Origin of the sequence: Variovorax monticola (genome assembly GCF_051216855.1) — a bacterium.
In the GTDB taxonomy this organism is placed as follows: domain Bacteria; phylum Pseudomonadota; class Gammaproteobacteria; order Burkholderiales; family Burkholderiaceae_C; genus Variovorax.
The window spans coordinates 28,974-49,021 of the sequence record NZ_JBPJZP010000005.1 but is presented as its reverse complement, the minus strand read 5'-3'; the positions used below and the strand labels follow the sequence as shown (position 1 = coordinate 49,021).

The 20,048-nt window shown below is 68.0% G+C and carries 19 protein-coding genes; 7 read left to right on the top strand and 12 right to left on the bottom strand.

Annotated elements, in window-relative coordinates:
• Positions 1-12: 12 nt before the first annotated feature.
• The 5 genes from ACSFA5_RS17985 to ACSFA5_RS17965 are packed head-to-tail and all read right to left on the bottom strand — an operon-like array spanning position 13 to position 4,265.
• A complete protein-coding gene (locus ACSFA5_RS17985; RefSeq protein ID WP_435445412.1) occupies positions 13-561 on the bottom strand; it encodes a TIGR00725 family protein in 549 nt (182 codons plus the stop codon).
• Positions 512-1,333, bottom strand: coding sequence for an ABC transporter permease (locus ACSFA5_RS17980; RefSeq protein WP_435445960.1), 822 nt, complete (start codon positions 1,331-1,333; stop codon positions 512-514). The genes ACSFA5_RS17985 and ACSFA5_RS17980 overlap by 50 nt, the downstream gene beginning before the upstream one ends.
• Positions 1,334-1,349: 16 nt before the next feature.
• Positions 1,350-2,429, bottom strand: coding sequence for an extracellular solute-binding protein (locus ACSFA5_RS17975; protein ID WP_435445411.1), 1,080 nt, complete (start codon positions 2,427-2,429; stop codon positions 1,350-1,352).
• A gap of 32 nt (positions 2,430-2,461) precedes the next feature.
• Positions 2,462-3,490, bottom strand: coding sequence for an ABC transporter ATP-binding protein (locus ACSFA5_RS17970; RefSeq protein ID WP_435445410.1), 1,029 nt, complete (start codon positions 3,488-3,490; stop codon positions 2,462-2,464).
• Positions 3,491-3,497: 7 nt separating this feature from the next.
• Positions 3,498-4,265 (bottom strand): ABC transporter permease, encoded by a 768-nt coding sequence (locus ACSFA5_RS17965; RefSeq protein ID WP_435445409.1) that lies wholly within the window; start codon positions 4,263-4,265, stop codon positions 3,498-3,500.
• A 187-nt stretch (positions 4,266-4,452) separates the two neighbouring features.
• Here ACSFA5_RS17965 and ACSFA5_RS17960 point away from each other — a divergent pair, with 187 nt between their 5' ends.
• Together ACSFA5_RS17960 and ACSFA5_RS17955 are read left to right on the top strand one after the other, a co-directional pair.
• Positions 4,453-5,367, top strand: coding sequence for a LysR substrate-binding domain-containing protein (locus tag ACSFA5_RS17960; protein ID WP_435445408.1), 915 nt, complete (start codon positions 4,453-4,455; stop codon positions 5,365-5,367).
• Between the two features lie 28 nt (positions 5,368-5,395).
• Entirely contained in the window at positions 5,396-6,304 is a 909-nt protein-coding gene (locus ACSFA5_RS17955; protein WP_435445407.1) for a ketopantoate reductase family protein, read from the top strand.
• Between the two features lie 39 nt (positions 6,305-6,343).
• Here the strand turns inward: ACSFA5_RS17955 and ACSFA5_RS17950 are convergent, their stop codons facing one another.
• Complete coding sequence (locus tag ACSFA5_RS17950; protein ID WP_435445406.1) at positions 6,344-7,360, bottom strand: phosphotransferase enzyme family protein; 1,017 nt, start codon at positions 7,358-7,360, stop codon at positions 6,344-6,346.
• Positions 7,361-7,583: 223 nt separating this feature from the next.
• On the opposite strand from ACSFA5_RS17950, the gene fabG reads away from it, so the two are divergent.
• The 3 genes from fabG to ACSFA5_RS17935 are packed head-to-tail and all read left to right on the top strand — an operon-like array spanning position 7,584 to position 11,261.
• Entirely contained in the window at positions 7,584-8,357 is a 774-nt protein-coding gene (gene fabG, locus ACSFA5_RS17945) for a 3-oxoacyl-ACP reductase FabG (protein ID WP_435445405.1), read from the top strand.
• A 19-nt stretch (positions 8,358-8,376) separates the two neighbouring features.
• The gene (locus ACSFA5_RS17940; protein ID WP_435445404.1) at positions 8,377-9,933 is read left to right on the top strand and encodes an APC family permease; all 1,557 of its coding nucleotides are present in this window, start codon (positions 8,377-8,379) and stop codon (positions 9,931-9,933) included.
• 23 nt (positions 9,934-9,956) lie between these two features.
• The gene (locus ACSFA5_RS17935) at positions 9,957-11,261 is read left to right on the top strand and encodes an aspartate aminotransferase family protein (protein ID WP_435445403.1); all 1,305 of its coding nucleotides are present in this window, start codon (positions 9,957-9,959) and stop codon (positions 11,259-11,261) included.
• A 79-nt stretch (positions 11,262-11,340) separates the two neighbouring features.
• Here ACSFA5_RS17935 and qhpR read toward each other — a convergent pair whose 3' ends face one another.
• The 5 genes from qhpR to ACSFA5_RS17910 all read right to left on the bottom strand — a co-directional run bounded on the left by qhpR (position 11,341) and on the right by ACSFA5_RS17910 (position 17,998).
• Positions 11,341-12,402: an AraC-like transcriptional regulator QhpR gene (gene qhpR / locus ACSFA5_RS17930; protein WP_435445402.1), complete on the bottom strand. Its 1,062-nt coding sequence runs from the start codon at positions 12,400-12,402 to the stop codon at positions 11,341-11,343.
• Positions 12,403-12,502: 100 nt separating this feature from the next.
• Entirely contained in the window at positions 12,503-13,864 is a 1,362-nt protein-coding gene (gene gorA, locus ACSFA5_RS17925) for a glutathione-disulfide reductase (RefSeq protein WP_435445401.1), read from the bottom strand.
• Positions 13,865-14,156: 292 nt separating this feature from the next.
• Positions 14,157-16,067, bottom strand: coding sequence for a TRAP transporter large permease (locus tag ACSFA5_RS17920; RefSeq protein WP_435445400.1), 1,911 nt, complete (start codon positions 16,065-16,067; stop codon positions 14,157-14,159).
• Positions 16,068-16,128: 61 nt separating this feature from the next.
• Entirely contained in the window at positions 16,129-16,797 is a 669-nt protein-coding gene (locus tag ACSFA5_RS17915) for a TRAP transporter small permease subunit (RefSeq protein WP_435445399.1), read from the bottom strand.
• 91 nt (positions 16,798-16,888) lie between these two features.
• Positions 16,889-17,998, bottom strand: a complete 1,110-nt coding sequence (locus ACSFA5_RS17910) for a TRAP transporter substrate-binding protein (protein WP_435445398.1) — start codon at positions 17,996-17,998, stop codon at positions 16,889-16,891.
• Positions 17,999-18,172: 174 nt separating this feature from the next.
• Here ACSFA5_RS17910 and ACSFA5_RS17905 point away from each other — a divergent pair, with 174 nt between their 5' ends.
• Positions 18,173-18,580: a rhodanese-like domain-containing protein gene (locus tag ACSFA5_RS17905; RefSeq protein WP_435445397.1), complete on the top strand. Its 408-nt coding sequence runs from the start codon at positions 18,173-18,175 to the stop codon at positions 18,578-18,580.
• A gap of 66 nt (positions 18,581-18,646) precedes the next feature.
• Here the strand turns inward: ACSFA5_RS17905 and lysM are convergent, their stop codons facing one another.
• On the bottom strand, positions 18,647-19,120 hold the full coding sequence (gene lysM, locus ACSFA5_RS17900) for a peptidoglycan-binding protein LysM (protein ID WP_435445396.1): 474 nt from the start codon (positions 19,118-19,120) through the stop codon (positions 18,647-18,649).
• Between the two features lie 140 nt (positions 19,121-19,260).
• Here lysM and ACSFA5_RS17895 point away from each other — a divergent pair, with 140 nt between their 5' ends.
• Entirely contained in the window at positions 19,261-20,046 is a 786-nt protein-coding gene (locus ACSFA5_RS17895) for a type III pantothenate kinase (protein ID WP_435445395.1), read from the top strand.
• The last annotated feature ends 2 nt before the right edge of the window (positions 20,047-20,048 follow it).

Here is a 20,048-nt window from a genome sequence, read left to right as displayed (position 1 = left end):
CGTGCCGGCCTCTCAGTCCAGCAGGCAGTCCAGCACCTTCACCAGCATGTCGTTCACATCCACAGCCTGAACAGCACCGGGCAGTTCCACATCCCCGTGCATCACGAACACAGGCTTGCCCCACTTCAGCCCCATCGCCATTTCAGACAGCGTGCCCATGTTGCCGCCGATGGCGATCAGGCACACGCCGCTGCGCGCGATGATGCCGTTGCGCATCTCGCCCATGCCGGTGGGGATGGCCACGCTGAGCCACTCGTTGGCGTTGCGGTCGTCTTCCTCGGGCAGGATGCCCACCGCGATGCCGCCGGCCTCCACGGCGCCGCGCGAGGCCGCGGCCATGACGCCGCCGCGCCCGCCGCAGACCACCGCCATGCCCGCGCCGGCCAGCGCATGCGCCACCGCATAGGCGGCCTCGCACTCGGCCGGCCCGCCGTCGCCCGGCCCCAGGATCGCCACCGGCTGGCGGTGGCGCGCAGGGCCCCACTGCCGCTGCGCCAGGCGCGTCAGCGCCTCAGTGACCGGCGCCGACAGCACCGCGCTCGCGCCTTCGCGTAAAGACATCGCCCACTCCCATCACGATCACACACACCACCATCAGCACCAGCGACAAGGCCGCCGCCACCGCGAAATCGGAACCGCCGTCGCCCACCTGCGCCAGCAGCATCAGCGGCAGGATGTTGAGCTGCGTGCCCACCAGCGCCAGCGCCGTGCCGTAGGTGCCCATCGCGATCGCGGCCACCATGCAGGCGTTCGACAGCACCGAGGGCATCACCTCGGGCACCACCGTGTCCCAGAAGGCGCGCGCCTTCGACGCACCCAGCGTGCGCGCCGCCTGCGCCGGGCGCAGGTCGAGGTTGGCGAACACCGGGTACAGCGACAGCGCCACGCGCGGAATCAGGTAGTAGGCATAGGCAAAGCCCAGGCCGGCCACGCTGTAGATCCAGCTGCCGATCACCGCCGGGTCGGCGCCCAGCCCCGCCAGCAGCTGCGTGACGAAGCCCGCGCGCCCGAAGGCCAGGATGAAGCCGTAGGCGATTACCAGGCCCGAGAACGCCAGCGGCAGGCCCAGCAAGGTCATCATCCATTGGCGCCGGCCTTCGGGCTGGCGCGCCAGCTCGATGGCGATGCAGGTGCCCACCAGCGCCGACACCGCGCCCGCCGCCAGCCCCAGGCCCAGCGTGTTGCGCAGCGCCCCGAAGAAGAGCGGGTTGCCGAACAGCCGCCCGAACGCGCTGCCGCCCTCGCCGAAGGCTTCGGGCAGCAGCGCCGCGAGCGGCACCGCGAAGAACAGCGCCATGAAGGCCCATGCGGGCCAGGCGCCAAAGCGTTGCATCACGACGGTCTTCTTCCTACTTGCCCAGCGCGGCCAGCGCCCAGAGCTTGTCGACCTCGGCCTTGCGCTCCGAAGCCTTCACCACGTCGAGCGGGCGGATCTGCGGGGCGGCGGGCATCCTGGCCGCGATGTCGGCCGACAGCGGCGTGCCCGGCACGGCGGGGCGCACGAAGCCCTGCGCGAACAGCGTCTGGCCCGCCTCGCTCATGACGAAGTTCAGCCACAGCTTGCCGGCGTTGGGGTTCGGGCCGTTCTTCACCAGGCTGATGGCGTAGGGCGCGGCCACGCTGGCTTCCTTCGGAATCACGACCTCGACCGCGTCGCCCATGCCGTCGACGTGCTTGGCCTTCAGGCCGTCGTTCTCGTAGCTGATCCACACCGGAATCTCGCCCTTCAGGAACTTGGCGTACGGCGTGGTGCCTTCCACGCGCAGCACGTTGCCGGCCGAGTGCAGCTTGCCCAGGTAGTCGGTGCCGGGCTGCACGTTGTCCACGCTGCCGCCGTTGGCGTAGGCCGCGGCAAAGGTCAGCACCTGGCCGATGCCGGTGGAGCGCGGGTCGAGGTAGACCACCGTGTTCTTGAACTCGGGCTTGAGCAGGTCGGCCCAGCCCGTGGGCACGTTCTTCACCAGCTTCTTGTTCACCAGGAAGGCGATGTTCAGCGTGTGGATGGTGAACCAGCGGCCCTCGGCCTCGCGGAACACGGGCGGCAACTTGTCGAAGTTGACGGGCTTGAAGGGCGCGACCACGTCCTTCTTCGCCGCATCGACGGCGGAAGCGGCAAAGTAGTAGGCGGTGTCGGCCTGCGGGCGGCGCTTGGTCTTTTCCAGCGCGACCACGGTGGCAGCGGAGCCGATGTCGTTGTAGGTCAGCTCGATCTCGGGGTAGCGCTTCTTGAAGTCGCGGAACAGCGCCTTCCAGTTGGCCCACTCGGGGCCGGTGTCGAAGGACACGCACAGGCCTTCCTTCTGCGCCTCGGCGTACAGCGCCTTCTCGCCCGCGTAGAGCTCGGGGCCGTCGAAGGCGAAGGCGGTGCGTGCCGTGAGGCTGGCCAGCGACAGTGCGCCTGCGGCCTGGATCAGATGTCTGCGTTGCATGGTGACTCCTTGGAGGAAAGGGAGAAGAGAGATCAGTGGTCGAGCAAACGAAGGTGTTCGGGCGCAATGGCAATGGCCTGCGCGGCGGGCAATGCCGACTCGGCGAGGAAGGGCCTGCCCGCGCCCGGCACCTCGAAGTCGTAGCGTGTGAGCGCGCCCAGGTAGCGCTGCGCGCCGGTGCGGCCCGCCAGCAGGTTCACGCTGCCGGGCGCCGGGTCGGGGCGGACGTGCTCGGGGCGCACCAGCACATGCACCGCCGCGCCGAAGGCCCGCGTGCCGGTGGGCGCGGCGAGTTCGGCGAAGCCCAGGTCGATGCGGTCCGGGCCGCTCACCTTCGCGGGCAGGATCGTCGAGAGCCCGACGAACTCGGCCACCGCGCGGCTCGCGGGGTGCTCGTAGATGTCGCGCGGCGTGGCGATCTGCAGCAGCCGGCCGTCTTTCAGCATGGCCACGCGGTCGGCCATCACCAGCGCTTCTTCCTGGTCGTGCGTGACCAGCAGCGTGGTGGCGTTGAAGCGCTGCTGAATGGCGCGGATCTGGTCGCGCAGGTGGCCGCGCACGCTGGCGTCGAGCGCCGACAGCGGCTCGTCGAGCAGCAGGGCGCGCGGGTCGATGGCCAGCGCGCGGGCCAGTGCCACGCGCTGCTGCTGCCCGCCGGAGAGTTGTGCAATGCCGCGCTGCGCGTGGTCGCCCAGCCCCACGATGTCGAGCAGGTCCTGCGCGCGCTGGCGCCGCTCGGCCGTGCCCACCTTGCGCAGCTTGAGCCCGTAGGCCACGTTGTCGAGCACGCTCAGGTGCGGAAACAGTGCGTAGCTCTGGAACACCATGCCGATGTGGCGCTGGTGCACCGGCGTGCGCGACATGTCGTCTCCACCCAGCGCAATGCGCCCGGTGTGGCCGGTTTCCAGGCCCGCCACCAGCTTGAGCAGCGTCGACTTGCCCGAACCGCTGGGCCCGATCACCGCGACCAGTTCGCCGGTGCGCACGTCCAGCGACACGCCGTGCAGGCCGTGCGTGCTGCCGGGGTAGTTGTAGCTGACGTTGTCCAGAAGGAGGCTCATGGCAGGGTTACGCGCGTTGCTTCACCAAAGAAGAAGACAGGAGGGCCGACGCGCTCGCCAGCACAAGAAGAATGACCGTGGCCGCGCACGCGAAGCCCGTCGCGCCGTAGAAGGCCTGCAGCAGCACGACCGGGTAGGTGCGGTTCTGGAAGCTCGTGAGCAGGTTCGACACACCGAACTCGCCCACCGAAATGGCCGCCACCATCACCAGCCCGCTGATCAGGCTCTGGCGCACGCTGGGCAGCACGATGCCGGTGAACTGCTGCCAGCCCGAGGCGCCGAGCGTGGCGGCCGCCTGTTCGAGCCGGCCGAGGTCGAGGTGGCGCAGGTCGGCCAGCAGCGTGTGGGTGAGGTAGGGCAGCGTGAGGATGGCGTGCGCCGCGATCAGCAGCGGCATCGAGCCCAGCCAGGGCGCCAGGTCGGTGTTGAACACGATCATGTAGCCGAAGGCCATGGTGATCGGCGGCACCGCCACCGGCGTGGCGCTCACGATGCGCGCCGCCAGGCTGCCGCCGCGCCGCGCGCCGTGGTACAGCGCAACGGCCAGCGGCAGCGCCAGCACGGTGTTGATGGCGCAGGCCGACATGGCCACCACCAGGCTGCTGACGAAGGCCTTGCGGAACGAGGTGTCGAGCCACAGGTCGACATACCACTGCCCCGTGATGCCCGTGGGCAGCAGCGTGTTGGTCCAGTTGCCGCCCAGGCTGCCGATCATCAGCAGCGCGATGGGCAGCAGCAGGTACAGGCCGTAGATGAGCGAAATGCCGCGAACCAAGGTTGTCTCCAGTGTCTTGAGCAGCCGGCATACTTTCCGGATGCGCTACTGTCTGCGCAGGGCGCGCCGCAGCAATGCCTCGAATTCTAGGAAGCACATGGGCACCCATGGGTGAATGTTGGATGACGACACTTGAGCAATTGGAAAATGTTTTTCACGCAGCTTTCACACACCGGGGCCAGGCCGCATGAAGCGTGATTGCCCCACCATCCAGGAGCTGCTGGCTTTCGACGCCGTGGCGCGGCACCAGAGCATCACGCTGGCGGCCGGCGCTCTGTGCATCACCGTGAGCGCGGTCAGCAAGCAGATCGCGGGGCTCGAGGCCTTCCTGGGCCGCGAGCTGCTGCAGAAGAACGGACGCGGCGTGCAGCTCACGCCCCAGGGCCGTGTGTACTGGCAGAAGATTTCGGGCGGCCTGCGCGCCATCGAGACCGCGACCTTCGAGGCGCGCTCGGGCGATGCCGGCGCCGGCCTGCTGACGCTGGCGAGCGTGCCCACCTTCCTCACCAAGTGGCTCATTCCGCGCCTGCCGGCTTTCAGCCAGAAGAGCCGTCATGTGATGCTGAGCTTCAGCCGCCACCTGGAGCCCAGCGACGGCATTCCGGCCGGCGTGGACGCCGCCATCCGCTACGGCCCCGACGGCTGGCCGGGGGTGGTGTCCGAATACATCGCGGGGCGCGAGTTCGTGCTCATCGTGGCGCGCACGCTGGTCGAGGGGCGCCACCGCATCGCGCAGCCCGCCGACATCCTGGGCCACACGCTGCTGCACCACGAGGGCGCGCCCACCGCCTGGCGCCAGTGGGCCGCGCAGCACGGCGTGCCCGAGGTGCAGACGGTGGCCGGCCCGCGCTTCGCGCAGTACTCGGCGCTGATCCAGGCGGCGCTCAACGGCCTGGGCATCGGCTTGGTACCCAAGCTGCTGGTGCAGGAGGAGCTGGCCGAAGGCGCGCTGCTGAGCCCGTGCGGCACGCCGGTGAACGTGAACCAGGGGCACTACCTGTGCTACCGGCCCGACCGGCTCGACCTGCCGGCCTTCGCGGCGTTTCGCGCCTGGCTGCTCGACGAGGGCGTGGCCTCGCGCGGCGTGGAGGCCGAGGCATGATCTTTTCAACCACCAAGGAATCGAACCGATGAAAGTCGCAGTGATGGGTGCCGGCGCGGTCGGCTGCTACTACGGCGCCATGCTGGCGCGCGCGGGCCACGAGGTGGTGCTGGTCGGGCGGGCGTCGCATGTGGCGGCCGTCCAGGCGAAGGGCTTGCGGCTGGAGACCAAGACCTTCGACGCGCACGTGCCGCTCGCCGCAAGCACCGAGGCCGGCGCCGTGCAGGGCGCCGACCTGGTGCTGTTCTGCGTGAAGTCCACCGACACCGAAGCCGCCGCCGCGCAGATCGCGCCGCACCTCGCGCCCGACGCGCTGGTGCTCACGCTGCAGAACGGCGTGGACAACGACGCGCGCGTGCGCCAGGTGCTGGCGTCGAACGAGGTGGCGGCCGCCGTGGTCTACGTGGCCACCGAGATGGCGGGGCCGGGCCATGTGAAGCACCACGGCCGCGGCGAGCTGGTGATCGCGCCGTCGCGGCGCAGCGACGAAGTGGCGGGGCACCTGATCGCGGCCGGCGTGCCCACGGAGGTTTCCGGCAACGTGCGCGGCGCGCTGTGGGCCAAGCTCACGCTCAACTGCGCCTACAACGCGCTCTCGGCCATTGCCCAGATGCCCTACGGCGTGCTGATCGAGGGCACCGGCGTGACCGACGTGGTCCGCGACGTGGTGGCCGAATGCCTGGCCGTGGCCAAGGCCGAAGGCATCGAGGTGGCCGGCGACACCGACGCTGCCGTGCGCGGCATTCCGCGGACCATGCCTTCGCAATATTCATCGACCGCGCAGGACCTGGCGCGCGGCAAGCTCAGCGAAATCGACCACCTCAACGGGCTGGTGGTGCGGCGCGGCGAGGCGCTGGGTGTGGCCACGCCCGCCAACCGCGTGCTGTTCGTGCTGGTGAAGCTGCTCGAAGGAAAACGGCAGGTGTCCCTGGCTTAGCGGAACGTGGAGCCGGGGCCTCCCGGCAATGCCGCGCGTTCAGCCGAAGCGCAGCCGGCCGTTCAGGTAGGCACGGCACAGCGGGAGTGCCTGGGCCACCCAGTCCGGCCCGAGGCTGCGGGTGAGCCGGGTCTCGGCGTGCGTGCCGGTCCAAGCCAGCAACTGCAGGCGGCGCTGAACGAGCAGTGCCGCAATCACGTCGAGGTCGGGCTGCTCGAGACTGGCGACGCGGGTGTAGCCGCGCAACCAATGCGCGATCCACACGTGTACCTTGGCGCGGTGCTCGTGGAAGCTCAAAGCAGATGCCAGGTCGTGCAGGTACCAACCGAAGCCGCAGTCGTCGAAGTCGATCACGCGTGTGTGCTCTTCGTCGACGAGCAGGTTGGCCAGGCGCAGGTCGGCATGGATGAGGCCGAAGCGCTGCGCGCCGCGCCCGTAGGCCGCGAGCTGGCTGCCGATTGCGCCGATGGTCTCCTCGATCATGGCCACGTCGCCGCGCGGCAGGTGAGGCGCTTGCCGCCAGTCGCCCCAATGGGCGCGTGTGCCGAGCATGGTGTCGTGGTCCCAGGTGAGCCGCTCGAAACCCGGCGGCGGGCTCCAGCGGCGGGCCTGCGCGTGCAGCCGTGCGTTGATCGCGCCCAGGCGCTCGAAAGCGGATTGCAGGTTCCGGCGCGAGTCTGGCTCCTGTCCTTCGATCCAGTCGAACAGCACGGCCATGCGGGGCGGTGTGCCAGGCACGCTGGCTTGCTGCAGCAGCTTGTCGTCGGCACCCGGCAAGGCGCGCGGCACTTCCAGGCCGTCTTTCCGCAGCGCGGCGAGCCAGGCCAGTTCGCTGCGCACGGCGGCCGGGCTGTGGTAGCCGGGCCGATGCAGGCGCAGCACGAAGCGTTCACCGGTTGGCGTTCGCACGGCGTAGGTCGCGTTCTCCGAGAGGCTGAGCAACCGGACGCTGCCGTGGTAGCGCGGGGCGTAGCAGGCCAGAGCGGCCCGGGCCGCCTGAGCCAGGTCGTCGAGGGTGGGTGGTCGGGCAAGGGCGGCTGCGGTGGCGACGGTCATGGCGGGCGTTCGGTGAGTCCGGTGGTTCGGCAAGAGCATCAGCATCGCGTCGGGGCAGGCGCGGCGCTTGACCGTGCGCCGCAGGAAACGCTCCGGCGGCGACAACGTGGCCGGCGGCTCCGCATGACTTGATGTTCGGACACGCAGGTTGTTGCCGCCGGTCAAGTGAGGGCGCGAAGGCCCATGCACGATGGCCACCTGTTCAACGGATGGAGTCGGTCCCATGTTCATCTCACTGCGCGACAAGCGCGTGTTGGTAACCGGTGCGAGCAGCGGCATCGGCCTGGGCATTGCGCGCGGGTTCGCCCGTCAGGGAGCTCGTGTGGTCATCAGCGGTCGGCAGGCCGACAAGCTCGACGCGGCCGTGACCGGGCTGCGCGAGGGCGATGCAAAGGTTCATGGCGTGGCTGCCGACGTGGCCGATGCTGCGTCCGTGCGCGCCATGCTGGCTTTCACCGCCGACACCCTGGGAGGGCTGGACGTGCTGTGCTGCAATGCCGGCATCTTCCCTTCGGGTCGCATCGACACGCTGGCCGAGGAGGACTGGGACCGCGTGCTTGCCACCAATGCCAAAGGCACCTTCCTGTGCGTGCAGGCGGCGTTGCCGCATCTGCGCGCGGCCGGGCAGGGCCGGGTGATCCTCACCTCTTCCATCACCGGGCCGATCACCGGCTATCCCGGCTGGAGTCACTACGCCGCGAGCAAGGCGGCGCAGCTGGGCTTCATGCGCACAGCGGCCATCGAACTGGCGCGCGACGGTATCACCGTCAACGCCGTGCTGCCCGGCAACATCCTCACCGAGGGGCTGCAGGACATGGGCGAGGCATACCTGGCCGCTACGGCCGCCGCGATTCCGCTGCAGCGTCTGGGCACGGTAGACGACATCGCCAACGCCGCATTGTTCTTCGCCTCGCGCGAAGCGAGCTACGTCACCGGGCAGAGTCTGGTAGTCGATGGCGGTCAGATCCTTCCCGAATCCTTCCAGGCTCTGGCCTGACACATTGAAAGACAGCACGATGAGCACCCCGATCAACGCCACCGCCGAGGCCGCTGGCCAGGACCGGTCGCAGCCCGCGTGCGCAACTGTCGGCGTTCAGCGCCTGCGCAAGGACGCCGTCGGCCTGTTCGGCGTGCTGTTCATGACGGTGGCGACCGCCGCGCCGATCACCGCCATGCTCGGCAACGTGCCGATCGCCGTGGGCTCGGGCAACGGCTACAACGCGCCGGCTGGCTATCTGGTGGCCACCGTCATCCTGGCGCTGTTCGCGCTGGGCTACTCGCAGATGGCCAAGTACATCACCGCCACCGGCGCCTTCTACGGTTTCATCTCGCATGGCCTGGGTCGCATCGTCGGCATGGCTTCGGGCACTACCGTGACCTTGACCTATGTCGTTTTCGAGGCGGCTCTGGTGGGCATCTTCGCTTTCTTCTGCCAGGCATTGGTGGCCGACACGACGGGCTTGCGGCTGCAATGGGTGGTGTTCGCGCTGGCGATGCTCGCGGCCAACGCGATCCTGTGTTACTTCGACCTCGGGCTGACGGCGCGGGTGCTGAGCGTCTGCCTGATCCTGGAGGTCCTGATGCTGGGGCTCACGGCCTTCGCCGTGCTGTTGCACGGTGGCGGCGCGACAGGACTGCACCCCGAGGTGATCAACCCGCTCAAGGCCTTCACCGCCGCAGAGGGCGTGGCGGGTGCCAGTGCCGGCATCGGGCTGTTCTTTGCCTTCTGGTCCTGGGTGGGCTTCGAGTCCACGGCCATGTACGGGGAGGAGTCGCGCGACCCCAAGCGCATCATTCCGCTGGCGACCATGCTGTCGGTGGTCGGCGTCGGCGTGTTCTATGTCTTCGTGTCCTGGATGGTCATCGCCGCCACCGGCCCGACGCAGGCGATCCGCCTGGCGCAGGACCCGGCCACCGCCGCGGAGCTCTTTTATGGCCCCACGCGCCAACTGTTGGGCGAATGGGCCGTGCTGCTTTTCAAGTTGCTGGTGGTGACGGGGTCGTTCGCCTGCGGCATGGCCTTTCACAACTGCGCCTCGCGCTACCTTTACGCGCTGGGCCGCGAGAACCTGTTCGAATTGCTGGGCCGCACGATCGGCCGCACGCATCCGCGCTACGGTTCGCCGCACGTGGCCTCCACTGTGCAGAGCCTGATCGCCACGACCATCGTGCTGTCGTTCTGGGCGCTGGGCAAGGATCCCTACGCGGACATGTATACCCTGCTGGCCATCCTCGGCACCATGGGCATCATGATCGTGCAGGCGTTGTGCGCATTCGCGGTCGTCGCCTACTTCCACGGCCGTACGGAACACCGCTCTCGCGCCCATTGGTTCAAGACCTTGCTGGCGCCGCTGACCGGTGGCCTGGGCATGCTCTACGTGGTCTACCTGCTGTGGACCCACATGGGCTTTGCAGCCGGCGGCGCGGTCGACTCCCTGCTCTACAAGCTCATTCCCGCCATCGTGCTGGCGAGCTTTGCCGCGGGCGCGGGCATCGCGCTGTACTTCAAGGTGTTCGACGCCGACAAGTACCGGGTCATCGGCCGCATCGTCATGGACGAGCAACGCGGCTGAATGCCTTCAAGAAAGAAACCGGCATGCTCAAAGTCAATGCATTCGAGGCCGCCACGCTCGGTAGCCTGCCCGCGAAGGAACGCGCGCTGGTGGCGCGCCGACAGCGCCTGCTGGGGCCGGCCTACCAGCTGTTCTACGACACCCCGCTGCACCTGGTGCGAGGGCGCGGCGCCGAGGTGTTCGACTGCGACGGGCGACGCTATCTGGACTTGTACAACAACGTGCCATCGGTCGGCCATTGCCACCCCAAGGTAGTGGCTGCGCTGGCGCGGCAGGCCGGCGAACTCAATACGCACACGCGCTACCTCCACGAGACGGTGCTCGACTATGCCGAGCGGCTGCTCGCCACCATGCCCTGCGAACTGGGCCAGATCATGTTCACCTGTACGGGCAGCGAGGCCAACGACCTGGCGTTGCGCATTGCGCGCGACTACACGGGCGGCAGCGGCGTGATCGTGACGCGCTACGCGTACCACGGCATCACCGCCGCCATCGCTGAGCTGTCACCGGCGATGGGCGGCCATGTGCAGGTGTCGCGCAATGCGCGCGTGGTGGCGCCGCCACTGCATCTGCCGGGCCGCCCGGCCGAGGTAGGCGCGCGTTTTGCGCAGGACGTGCGCGAGGCGCTGGCGGACATGCAGCGCCACGGCATCCGGCCGGCAGCGCTGCTGGTCGACACACTGTTCACCAGCGACGGCGTGTTTGCCGACCCGCCTGGCTTCCTGACCGAGGCTGTGGATGCGGTGCGCGAGGCGGGGGGCGTGTTCATCGCCGACGAGGTGCAGCCAGGCTTCGGCCGCACGGGCGGCCATTTCTGGGGCTTCCAGCGCCACGGGCTGGTGCCGGACCTCGTCACGATGGGCAAGCCGATGGGCAACGGCCATCCGCTGGCCGGCGTGGCGGTACGGCCTCGACAGCTGGAACGTTTCGCCCGCCAGGCGGCGTACTTCAATACCTTCGGCGGCAATCCGGTGTCGGCCGCTGCGGGGCTGGCAGTGCTGGAGGTCCTCGAGGAGGAAGACCTTCAGGCCAACGCCGCGCGCGTCGGCGCGGCGATCAAGGGCGGGCTGGAGGCGTTGGCTGCGCGGCAGCCGGCGCTCGGGGCGGTGCGGGGCGCGGGCCTGTTCATCGGTGTGGATGTGATCGACCCTGCCACCGGCGCACCGGACACCGCGGGCGCACGCCGGCTGGTCAACGCCATGCGGGCGGAAGGCATGCTCATTGGCGCTTCGGGGCAACACGCCAACATCCTCAAGATCAGGCCGCCGCTTTGTCTGGCCCCATCGGATGCCGAGGCATTCCTGGACGCGCTGGCGCATGTGCTCTGAAGGTGTGCTTTCGGGGGCCGGCATCCTGGACGGGCGGAGTGGTCCTCGGAGTGCACGGTCGTCGTCAGGCGTTCGGGCGTCAGTGCGTGGTGAGCCGCTCGACCGAGGATTGCCGCCACTGGCGCGGACTGGCACCGAACCAGCGGCGAAATGCGCGTGAGAAAGCGCTGAGCTCCGAGTAGCCGAGCATCGGCGCCACGTCTGACAGCGGCAGGCTGAACTGCTGCAGGTAATAGGCCGCAAGCTCGCGGCGCATCTGTTCGACCAGCGTGGAAAAGCTCAGACCCTGCTCGCCGAGGCGGCGCTGCAGTGTCCATGCGGGCAGATGCATCGCGTTAGCCACTTGCGCCAAGGTCGGCGCGCCCGTGGGCAGCAGCTGCTGGATCCGGGTCTTGGCCTCATCGACGATGTCGTGCGTCGCTTGGCTCTCGTTCGCCGTGGCCAGCAACTTCATGTTGTCGATCAGGAGCGCCAGCAGCCGGCTGTCCCGTGTCGGCATCGGACGGTCCAGCACGTTGCGCCGCAAGACCAGTGAATTCATTGCCTGGCCAAAGAAGACCGGCGCCTCGAAGGCCTTGCGGTGCTCGTGCCACGAAGGCGGGCGGGGGTGCTCGAAATGCACATGCTCCGGCGCCCACTGGCTGCCCAGCGCATGCCGCATCAAGTTCAGGAACATGCCCAGCGACAGTTCGGCGTCCTGGCGCTTGCGCACGATGCTGCCGTGCTGGACCTGGTAGTCGAGCCGGCAGAACTCACCGTCCTCGACAAAGCGCAGCAGGCTGCATTGCTGGTGGCGCGGAAACGCCTGCGCGACGTTGCGCAACCCATCGCCCAGGCTGGCCGAACTCATGCCTATGTAGCCGAGAAGGCCCAGCGAATCAGGCTTGAACTGGTGGCCGTAGCGCAGGCCGAAATTGTCGTCTCCGGTTTGTGCCGCGGCTTCTTCCAACACCAGGCAGTAGCGCTGGAGGTCGAGGCTGCGCGTCGGGTGCAGGAGATGTTCAGGGTCGATGCCCGCGCGCCCGAGGATGCAATCGGCATCGCCCCCCCTTCGCTGAATGAAATCGATCAGCCCGGTGGCCGCGCTGGTCAGCACGCCGGCCCGTCGCGCAAGGGGGTATCGGGTTTCGGGGGGATGCATGTGCGCCTTGACAGATATTCCAGCCCAGTGGGGTGCGAGATGCGCCGAAGAAGATATCGCCATCACGCAAGAAGTATTCCAGTTTGCGCGCCGCTGCACGCTAGCCAGGCATGGGTTCGCGCATGGTGACGAACTCTTCCGCTGCAGTGGGGTGGATGCCGATGGTGCTGTCGAAGATCGCCTTGGTCGCCCCCGCGCGCATCGCCACCGCGAAGCCCTGCACCACCTCGCCCGCGTCCGCGCCCACCATGTGCAGGCCGACCACGCGGTCGCTGGCCTTGTCGACCACCAGCTTCATGAAGGTGCGCTCGCTGCTGCCCGACAGCGTGTGGCGCAGCGACTTGAACTCGCTCGAAAACACCGTGATGTCGCCGAACTTCGCGCGCGCCTCGGTCTCGCCGTAGCCGCAGGTGCCGATGTTCGGATGGGTGAACACGGCCGTGGGAATGAACTCGTAGTCCATGCGGCGCTTGCCTTTGCCGAACAGCTCGTCGACCACCACCATCGCCTCGGCCAGTGCCACCGGCGTGAGCTGCACGCGCGTGGACACGTCGCCCACCGCGTAGATCGACGGCACCGACGTGCGGTAGTGCGCATTGACCGCAATGGCACCCTTGTCGTCCAGCTTCACGCCCGCGGCCTCCAGGCCCAGGCCCTGGGTGTTGGGCACGCGGCCGGTGGCGAAGAGCACCGTGTCGGCCTCCACCTGCTCGCCGCGCGCCAGCGTGACGGTGAGCGCGCCGTGCGCACTGCGCGCGACCGATGCGGCCTCGCAGTTCAGCCGTACGTCGACGCCGGCCTTGCCCATTTCGCTGGCCAGGAACTGCCGCACGTCGTCGTCGAAGCCGGTCAGCAGGTGCGCCCTTCGGTGCAGCTGCGTCACCTTGGCGCCCAGGCCGTTGAAGATCGATGCGAACTCGCAGGCGATGTAGCCGCCGCCCACCACCAGCAGGCGCTTGGGGAAGGGCTCGAGGTCGAACATCGCGTCCGACGTCACGATGTGCTCGCGGCCCGGAATGTCGGGCACGAAGGGCGTGCCGCCGGTGGCCACCAGCAGGTGTTTCGCGGTGTGGCGCTTGCCGTCGATTTCCACGGTGTGGGCGTCGATGAGCTGTGCCCAGCCGGTGACGAGCGTGACGCCCGAGTTCTTCAGCAGCGAGCCGTAGATGCCGTTGAGCCGGCCGATCTCCCTGGCGCGCTGCTGCTTCAGGTGCGCCCAGTCGAACTTCGGCGCCTCGGGCAGCGTCCAGCCGTAGCCCGCGGCTTCCTCGAAGGCTTCGCCGTAGCCGGCGGCATAGCTGTAGAGCTTCTTGGGAATGCAGCCCACGTTGACGCAGGTGCCGCCCAGGTCGGCGGCCTCGGCCAGGCCGACGCGGGCGCCGGTGTTTGCGGCCATGCGCGCGGCGCGAACGCCGCCGCTGCCGCCGCCGATGACGAAGAGATCGAAGTCGAATGTGGGCATGAAAGCTTGCTCCTAGGCCGCCGACTGTAGCGGCGGGCCGAAGGCGGCGTTTTCGGCGGGGCTTGTGTGCGAAGCGGCGGTGAAGAAGGTCTGGGCGTCGGTGTTCAACCCCGAGGCCCGGGAGGCGCGTGTTGCCGCGGGGATAGTTTTTTCATCGGCGCCCTGCCGCCTGTCGAACGTTTCGGATGAAATTTTTATCGTGGCGCTTCATCGCCGATCGGCCTAGGCTCGCAGCGATGTCATCGCCGCTCACCCATCGTGCCAACGCAGCACCGCTCAGGGAAAACTTTCATCACCCGTACAGGTACCGCGGCAGCCACAGCGTCAACCCCGGCCAGATGTACATGAACACCATGCACAGAATGACGATCAGCATGTACGGCATCATCCCCGCGAAGATCTGGTTGATCGTCACGTGCGGCGGCGAAACTCCTTTCAGGTAGAAGGCCGACATCGCCACCGGCGGCGAGAGGAACGCCGCCTGCAGGTTCACGAACACCAGCACGCCGAACAGCAGCGGATCGATCTGGAAGTGCGCCAGCAGCGGCAGGAAGATGGGCACGAAGATCACGATGATCTCGGTCCACTCCAGCGGCCAGCCCAGGATGAAGATGATCGCCTGCGACAGCAGCAGGAACTGCAGCGGCGACAGGTTCATGCCCAGCACCCATTCCTCGATGATGCGTTGTCCGCCCAGCAGCGCGAACACCGCCGAGAACAGCGCCGAGCCCACGAACAGCCAGCACACCATCGAGGTGGTCTTGAGCGTGAGGAACACGGCCTCCTTGGTCTTCTTGAAGTCCAGCGTGCCGGCCTGCCAGGCCATGAGAAACGCCCCGGCCGCACCCACCGCCGCCGACTCGGTGGCGGTGGTGATGCCGAAAAGAATCACGCCCAGCACCACCAGCGTGAGCGTGGCCAGCGGCATCACCGAGGACACCAGCATGCGCAGGATCTCGAACTGCTCCGCGTCCATGTGCCAGTAGTACCAGCCGAGCAGCGCGAGCGTGAACAGGCTCGCGAGCAGGAAGCCGGTGTAGAAGGCCTCGGGCACCGCGGCGGTCTTCGGTGCGTCGACAGCATCGCCGAGCTGCTGCAGGCCGCTTTCCGTCGCCGGAACGGCCGCTGCGGTGTCGCCGCCGGGCGGCTCCTGCAGACCGCCTTCCGCGCCGGACTCCTTCGGTGCGTCGTCGGTCGGCGGCTCGGCGAGACCGGTGCCGGAGGCCTCGGGCAAGACCGCGGCCGCTGCAGGGGCCTCTGTCCTTTGCGTTGCCTGCTGCTGTGCGACCGGCGCGTTGTTGTCCTGCTGCGAGTGGATCGTCACGTACCACCACACCGAGCCCAGCGTGGCCGCCGCGAGCGCCAGCGGCACCAGCGCATTCAGCAGGCTGCGCAGCAACATCCACCAAGTGATGCGCACGCCTTCGGCCGCACCGCGCAGTGCGCGACCCGGCGACACCACGGCCGCGAACAGCGCGGGCAGCATGCGCGGCGAGTAGCTCTGCGCGATGTGCGCGACCCACGGCGTGACCGGCGCGCGCTGCTTCTCGGGCGCCAGCCTGGGCGCGACCTTCGGCTGCAGCACGGCCCAGCCGATCACGTAGATCAGGTACAGAAACGCGAGGAAGAAGCCCGGGAACATGGCGGCCGCATAGAGCTTGACCACAGACTGCCCGGCCACGGCCGCGTACACGATGATCATCACCGAGGGCGGAATCAGGATGCCCAGAGTGCCGCCGGCCGTGATCACGCCGGCTGCGAGCCGCGTGTCGTAGCCGGCGTTGAGCATCGGGCGCATCGCGATCACGCCCATCAGCACCACCACCGCGCCCACCAGGCCGCTCGCGATGCCCCAGAAGGTGCAGACGATCAGCGTGGTCACCGCGAGCGAGCCCGGCACGCGGCGGAACGCCAGCTGCACGCTGTGGAACATCTTGTCGACCAGCGCGCCGCGCTCCATCACATAGCCCATCAGCACGAAGAGCGGTATGGACAGCAGCGTCTCGTTGGTCATGGCCCCGAAGGCGCGCTGCACCATCAGGTCGAAGACCTTGTTGTCCAGCCACGGCGAGGCCGGGTCGTAGAAGGCGATGAAGCCGAAGAACATGCCCAGGCCCATCAGCGTGAACGCCGTGGGAAAGCCCAGCATGATCACCACGACGATCAGCCCGAGCATCAGCATGCCCAGTGCGGGTTCGCTCATGTCGAAACCTCCGTGCTGCGCACTGCGGTGCGAGCTTGCCTGGGGCGGCCCGGCGCGGCGCTCATTGCGCACCTCCGGTCGTGTCGCTCTTGCGCTGCTGCGCGGCCTGCTCGATGGACCGGGCTCGCTCGATCACCTCGCGCTTGTCTGCCTCGTCGACATGGCTGCTGCCGGCGAGCTGTTCGCCCACCACGTCCATTTCTTCGGCGTCCTTCAGGCGCGGCGTCCACACGCCGGTCTTCAGGCACAGCGCGCAGCGCACCATCTCCGCGATGCCCTGCACCAGCAGCACCGCACCGGCCAGCGGAATCACGAACTTGAACGGGTACACCGGTATCGGGTCGGCATTGAAGGTCTGCTCGCGCATTGCGAGCGACTCGCCGAAGTAGGTCCAGCCCGACCAGGTGAGCGCCACCACGCCGGGCAAAAAGAAGAGCGCGAACAGCACCAGGTCGAGCGCGGCCTGCGTGCGCGGCTTCATGCTGCCGTAGAAGAAATCGCCGCGCACATGGCCGGCCTGCGAGAGCGTGTACGCGCCGCCCATCATGAAGAGCGTGCCGTAGAGCATGTTGTTGGCGTCGAAGATCCAGGCGGTGGGCGCGTTGAGCGCATAGCGCTTGAACACCTCGCCGCACACCAGCAGCATCAGCGCCACGATGAGCCACGAGAAGGTCTTGCCCACCAGCATGCTGAACCGGTCGACGGCGTGGAGAAAGCGTTGGATGGTCATGAAGGCCCGGGCAAGCAGAAAAGCACGCATCGAAAAGCCAGCCCTCCGAAGTGTCTCGGAGGGCTGGCGCGAACTGTCACCGAGACAACCTTCAGGCCTTCTTTTTACTGAAGTAGTGGTTGTAGGCCATCTTGAAATCGACGCTGTAGTCGTTCTGCCACTGCAGCGCACGCTCGGCGAACACGCGTTGCGAGTCGAGCACCTTCTTGAACAGCGGGTTCTCGCCGGCCTTCTTCTCCACCGTCTTGTCCCACGCCGCGAGCTGCGCGCGCAGCACCGCGTCGGGCGTCTTGTAGAACTTGATGCCGGCCTTCTTCATGTCGGCATAGTCCTGCGAGTTGCGCTGCACCGCCTTCCAGCTCATGTCGGCGCTGGCGGCCTGCACGGCGTAGTCGATGATGGAGCGCAGCTCCTGCGGCATCGCGGCGTACTTGCCCTTGTTGAACAGCACCTCGAACTGCTCGCCCGACTGGTGAAAGCTCTGCAGCATGCAGTTCTTCACCACGTCGGGAAAGCCGAGCGTGCGGTCGCTCGAGGCGTTGTTGAACTCGGCCGCGTCGATCAGACCGCGGTCCAGCGCGGGCACGATCTCGCCGCCGGGCAGCGGGTTCACCGCCGTGCCCATCTCGGTGAACATGTCGACCGCCAGCCCGACGGTGCGGAACTTCAGGCCCTTCATGTCCTCGACCTTGGCCACCGGCTTCTTGAACCAGCCCAGCGGCTGCGTGGGCATGGGGCCGTAGAGGTACGACACCACCTCCATGTTCAGGCTCTTGTAGATCTCCTCGAGCAGCACCTTGCCGCCGCCGTAGTTGTGCCAGGCCAGCACGGTGTTGGCGTCCATGCCGAAGCCCGGGCCCGAACCCCACAGCGCGAGCGCCGAGTTCTTGCCGTAGTGATAGGCCACCACGCCGTGGCCGCCGTCCAGCGTGCCCTTGTTCACCGCCTCCAGCAGCTGGAAGGCGGGCACCACGGCCCCCGAGGGCAGCACCTCGATCTTCAGGCGGCCGCCCGCCATGTCGTTGACCTTCCTGGCGAAGTCGTTGGCGTACTCGTGGAAGATGTCTTTCGCCGGCCAGGTGCTCTGGAAGCGCAGCGAAGTGGTTTGCGCCATGCTGATCATGGGCACGGACATGGCGCCCGCGGCCACGGCGGCGCCCTTGAGCAGCCCGCGGCGGCGGGGCAGTTTGCTGTCTGACATGTGTCTCTCTCCAATTGGTTCTGACTGGGAAAACCCAGGCCGCCGTCTTGGAGTTATGGTTTGACAGGCCCAAGCCCCCATCTTTGGCGCGCTGGAACACGCGACAAACAGGGTTTTCACGAAGCGGTGAAAAATTCCGCTAGTTGAAAACCCGCACTGCAAGGAAGCAAAGAGATGACTGAACCCGAGAACAAGGGCTATGCCGGCGACGTGATGCCCGAGCTGGCCGCCCAGTGGATGGCCAGCGGCGAGGCCGTGCTGGTCGACGTGCGCACCGACGCCGAGCGCGAATGGGTGGGCTACGTACCGGGTGGCGTGCCGCTGGCCTGGAAGCAGTGGCCGGGCATGGCGATGAACCCCGCGTTCGACGACGGTGTGCGTGCCTCGGCTGCCGGCGGCAGGAAGGTGGTGCTGCTGTGCCGCAGCGGCGTGCGCTCCGTGGCCGCTGCCAGGCGCGCGACCGAACTCGGTGTGGAGGCCTACAACATCCTCGAGGGGTTCGAGGGCAACCCGGACGAGAGCGGGCACCGGGGGCAGGTCGGTGGGTGGCGCAAGCGCGGGTTGCCGTGGAAGCAGAACTGAGGCCTTGCAATGCAAAAAGCCCGCCGATTCCTCGGCGGGCCTTCGCGACAGAGCGCGTACCGGGCGTCAGTTCAGCGCCGGAATCCGCAGCTTCTGCCCCGGATAGATCTTGTCCGGGTTGCTCAGCATCGGCTTGTTCGCCTCGAAGATCGCGTTGTACTTGTTGGCGTCGCCGTAGTACTTCTTCGAGATGGCCGACAGCGTGTCGCCGCGCACCACGTCGTGGTACTGCGCAGGCGGCGCGGCCGGGGCCACCAGGTCGTTGTCGACGCTGGTCACGTTCGCCACGTTGCCTGCCGCGAGAGAAGCCTTCTCGCTGGCTTCCGTCGATGGTGCATTGCCCGCCAGCGTGACCACGCCCGTGCTGGCCGTGTAGGTCACCACCAGCGCAGTGAGGCCGAGATTCTGCGTTTCGATGTAGGTCTTGATGGCGGCCGCTGCGGACGTGTTTGCGTCAGGTGCGTCCGGCGTGGCGGCGTGGGCCGACGATCCGCCGAACAGTTTTTCACCGGCCTCCTTGATGAAGCTGAGCAATCCCATGGTGTTCTCCTTGTGCCGTGGTGGATGGAAGGTCGAGGGGCAAATGTAGGCGCGCAACGCGGTGCCCGGTCGTAGGCCCATGCCGCGTATGCGACCAGCCCGCTGACAGGGCCGGTCACAAAGTCGCAATAATCCCGCGCATGTCCTCCCCCTTCCTCGCCATCGACATCGGCAACACCCGCCTCAAATGGGCGCTCTACGACTCGGCCCGCCCCGGTGCCGCGTTGCAGGCGCAGGGCGCCGAATTTCTCGACCACATCGAACGGCTGGCAGACGGCCCCTGGGCCGACCTGCCGGCGCCCGCGTCCATGCTGGGCTGCGTGGTGGCCGGCGACGCGGTGCGCCGCCGCGCCGAAGAACAGATCGACGAGCGCTTCGACTGCACACCCCGCTGGGTGATGCCGAGCGCGGGCGAGGCCGGCATCGTCAACGGCTACGACCACCCCACGCGCCTGGGCGCCGACCGCTTCGTGGCCATGATCGGCGCGCGCCACCGCATGCTGGCCGGGCGTGCCGGTCGCGAACCGCTGCCGATGGTGGTGGTGATGATCGGCACCGCGGTGACCGTCGAGGCCATCGATGCCGAAGGCAGGTTCCTGGGCGGGCTGATCCTGCCGGGCCACGGCATCATGCTGCGCGCGCTGGAGTCGGGCACGGCCGGGCTGCATGTGCCGACTGGCGAGGTGCGCGAATTTCCCACCAACACCAGCGACGCGCTCACCAGCGGCGGCACCTACGCCATTGCCGGCGCGGTCGAGCGCATGGTGCAGCACGTGCGCTCGCACTGCGGCGCCGAGCCGGCCTGCTACATGACCGGCGGCGCGGGCTGGAAGATGGCGCCCGTGATGAACGGGCACTTCGAGCTGGTCGAGAGTCTGATCATGGACGGGCTGCTGGTGATCGCCCGGGAACGCGCGGCCGCCTGAAG

What these genes read in the sequence shown, in the direction of transcription:
- ACSFA5_RS17985 (WP_435445412.1), bottom strand. Translation starts at nt 561, where the DNA reads ATGTCTTTACGCGAAGGCGCGAGCGCGGTGCTGTCGGCGCCGGTCACT.
- ACSFA5_RS17980 (WP_435445960.1), bottom strand. Translation starts at nt 1,333, where the DNA reads ATGCAACGCTTTGGCGCCTGGCCCGCATGGGCCTTCATGGCGCTGTTC.
- ACSFA5_RS17975 (WP_435445411.1), bottom strand. Translation starts at nt 2,429, where the DNA reads ATGCAACGCAGACATCTGATCCAGGCCGCAGGCGCACTGTCGCTGGCC.
- ACSFA5_RS17970 (WP_435445410.1), bottom strand. Translation starts at nt 3,490, where the DNA reads ATGAGCCTCCTTCTGGACAACGTCAGCTACAACTACCCCGGCAGCACG.
- ACSFA5_RS17960 (WP_435445408.1), top strand. Translation starts at nt 4,453, where the DNA reads ATGAAGCGTGATTGCCCCACCATCCAGGAGCTGCTGGCTTTCGACGCC.
- ACSFA5_RS17955 (WP_435445407.1), top strand. Translation starts at nt 5,396, where the DNA reads ATGAAAGTCGCAGTGATGGGTGCCGGCGCGGTCGGCTGCTACTACGGC.
- ACSFA5_RS17950 (WP_435445406.1), bottom strand. Translation starts at nt 7,360, where the DNA reads ATGACCGTCGCCACCGCAGCCGCCCTTGCCCGACCACCCACCCTCGAC.
- fabG (WP_435445405.1), top strand. Translation starts at nt 7,584, where the DNA reads ATGTTCATCTCACTGCGCGACAAGCGCGTGTTGGTAACCGGTGCGAGC.
- ACSFA5_RS17940 (WP_435445404.1), top strand. Translation starts at nt 8,377, where the DNA reads ATGAGCACCCCGATCAACGCCACCGCCGAGGCCGCTGGCCAGGACCGG.
- ACSFA5_RS17935 (WP_435445403.1), top strand. Translation starts at nt 9,957, where the DNA reads ATGCTCAAAGTCAATGCATTCGAGGCCGCCACGCTCGGTAGCCTGCCC.
- qhpR (WP_435445402.1), bottom strand. Translation starts at nt 12,402, where the DNA reads ATGCATCCCCCCGAAACCCGATACCCCCTTGCGCGACGGGCCGGCGTG.
- gorA (WP_435445401.1), bottom strand. Translation starts at nt 13,864, where the DNA reads ATGCCCACATTCGACTTCGATCTCTTCGTCATCGGCGGCGGCAGCGGC.
- ACSFA5_RS17920 (WP_435445400.1), bottom strand. Translation starts at nt 16,067, where the DNA reads ATGAGCGAACCCGCACTGGGCATGCTGATGCTCGGGCTGATCGTCGTG.
- ACSFA5_RS17915 (WP_435445399.1), bottom strand. Translation starts at nt 16,797, where the DNA reads ATGACCATCCAACGCTTTCTCCACGCCGTCGACCGGTTCAGCATGCTG.
- ACSFA5_RS17910 (WP_435445398.1), bottom strand. Translation starts at nt 17,998, where the DNA reads ATGTCAGACAGCAAACTGCCCCGCCGCCGCGGGCTGCTCAAGGGCGCC.
- ACSFA5_RS17905 (WP_435445397.1), top strand. Translation starts at nt 18,173, where the DNA reads ATGACTGAACCCGAGAACAAGGGCTATGCCGGCGACGTGATGCCCGAG.
- lysM (WP_435445396.1), bottom strand. Translation starts at nt 19,120, where the DNA reads ATGGGATTGCTCAGCTTCATCAAGGAGGCCGGTGAAAAACTGTTCGGC.
- ACSFA5_RS17895 (WP_435445395.1), top strand. Translation starts at nt 19,261, where the DNA reads ATGTCCTCCCCCTTCCTCGCCATCGACATCGGCAACACCCGCCTCAAA.